Annotated in this window: 1 protein-coding gene and 1 pseudogene; one reads left to right on the top strand and one right to left on the bottom strand. The window is 71.5% G+C overall.

Going from position 1 to position 1,710, the window contains the following annotated elements; translation table 11 throughout:
• A pseudogene (locus tag WQ56_RS17445) lies at window positions 1-527 on the bottom strand (oligopeptidase A); the annotation flags it as partial.
• A gap of 288 nt (window positions 528-815) precedes the next feature.
• Here WQ56_RS17445 and WQ56_RS17440 point away from each other — a divergent pair.
• Window positions 816-1,710: sodium:proton antiporter (locus WQ56_RS17440; protein WP_047138398.1), on the top strand; the 895-nt coding region annotated here is incomplete at its 3' end.

Here is a 1,710-nt window from a genome sequence, read left to right as displayed (position 1 = left end):
AACGCGTCGGTCGCATCGAGGACGTGCTCGGAGAACCGCGCCGACAGCGCGGCCAGTTCCTGGCGCACGTCGGACAGCCGCGCCTTGTCCGCCGGATCGAGCGCGGCGCCGCCGAGACGGAAGTCGCGCAGCGCGTGCGCGACGACGCGCCGGCGCAGCGGATCGAGGCCGAGCGCGTCGGCGGCGTCGGACAGGCGGCGGTGCTGGACGTACAGCGCCTCGTCCTGGGCGAGCGCGTTGAAGAACGCGGTGACCTTCGGCAGGGCCGCGTTGTAGGCGGCGCGCAGCTCGGGCGTGTTGACGACGGCGTTGAGGTGCGAGACCTGGTTCCAGGCGCGCGCGAGACGTTCGGTCGCATCGTCGAGCGGGACGACGACCTGCTCCCAGCCCACGGGCTGCGTGCGGCCGGCGACCGCCAGCGCGGCTTCGGCCTCGGCGACGAGCGCATCGATCGCGGGCTGGACGTGCGCGGGTGCGATGGCGTCGAAACGGGGCAGGCCGGAGAAGTCGAGCAGCGGGTTGGTCATCGTCGAGGCACAGCGGGGTGGGGGACACCCGATTCTAGGGGCTGGTGGGGTTGGGGGACGTCGTAGCAGCGTCGCTCGCCTGGTGCTTGCCCAAGTCCGACAAGCGGCGGTAGGAGTACGGGCGTCCGGTGCCGTCGCTTCGGTGGCGGCGGTGTCCCGGCCGGTACCTGCTTCCCGCCTGGACGATTCCGGTGTCGTGACGTCCGCTTTCCCCCGATCCCGGATATGCCGTGTCCGCGGACGGCGTTATCGTGGAGGACTCCTGCGCCACGAGCCGCTGACCGCCCCATGCATTCGATCGAAGTCGTCCTGGTGATGCTGCTGGCGGTCGTCGCCAGCGGCTACCTGACCCGCGTGCTGCAGCGCTGGCTGCCGTTGCCGCTGCCGGTGGTGCAGATCGCACTGGGCGCGACGATCGCCGGCGTGTTCGGGCGCGGCGTGACGCTCGATCCGCACCTGTTCTTCGTGCTGTTCCTGCCCCCGCTGCTGTTCCTCGACGGCTGGCGCATTCCCAAGAACGGGCTGTTCCGCGACCGCGGCGTGATCCTGCAGCTGGCGCTGGGCCTGGTGGTGTTCACCGTGCTCGGCGCCGGGCTGCTGATCCACTGGATGATCCCGGCGATGCCGCTGGCGGTGGCGTTCGCGCTGGCGGCGATCCTCTCGCCGACCGATCCGGTCGCAGTCTCGTCGATCGCCGCGCGCGCGCCGATCCCGTCGCGGGTGATGCACATCCTGGAGGGCGAATCGCTGCTCAACGACGCCTCGGGCCTGGTGTGCTTCCGCTTCGCGGTGGCCGCGGCGCTGACCGGTAGTTTCTCGCTGCTGTCGGCCTCGCTGACGTTCCTGTGGGTGGCGCTGGCGGGCGCCGCGGTGGGCGTGGCGGTCACGGTGGCGGTCAACCGGGGGCATGCGCTGGTCTCGCGCGTGTTCGGCGAGGAGGCGGGCACGCCGATCCTGATCAGCCTGCTGACGCCGTTCGGCGCCTACCTGCTGGCCGAGCAGATCGGCGCGTCGGGCATCCTCGCCGCGGTCGCGGCCGGCATCACGATGAGCTACGTCGAGCTCAGCGGTCGCGCGCTGGCGACCACGCGGGTGCAGCGCGCGGCGGTCTGGGACACGGTGCAGTTCTCGCTCAACGGCATCATCTTCGTGCTGCTCGGCGAGCAGCTGCCGTGGATCGTCG

This window comes from Luteimonas sp. FCS-9 (assembly GCF_001014645.1).
Lineage (GTDB): Bacteria > Pseudomonadota > Gammaproteobacteria > Xanthomonadales > Xanthomonadaceae > Luteimonas.
Note: the sequence above shows the minus strand (reverse complement) of the source record. Positions and strands in the feature narration are given on the sequence as shown.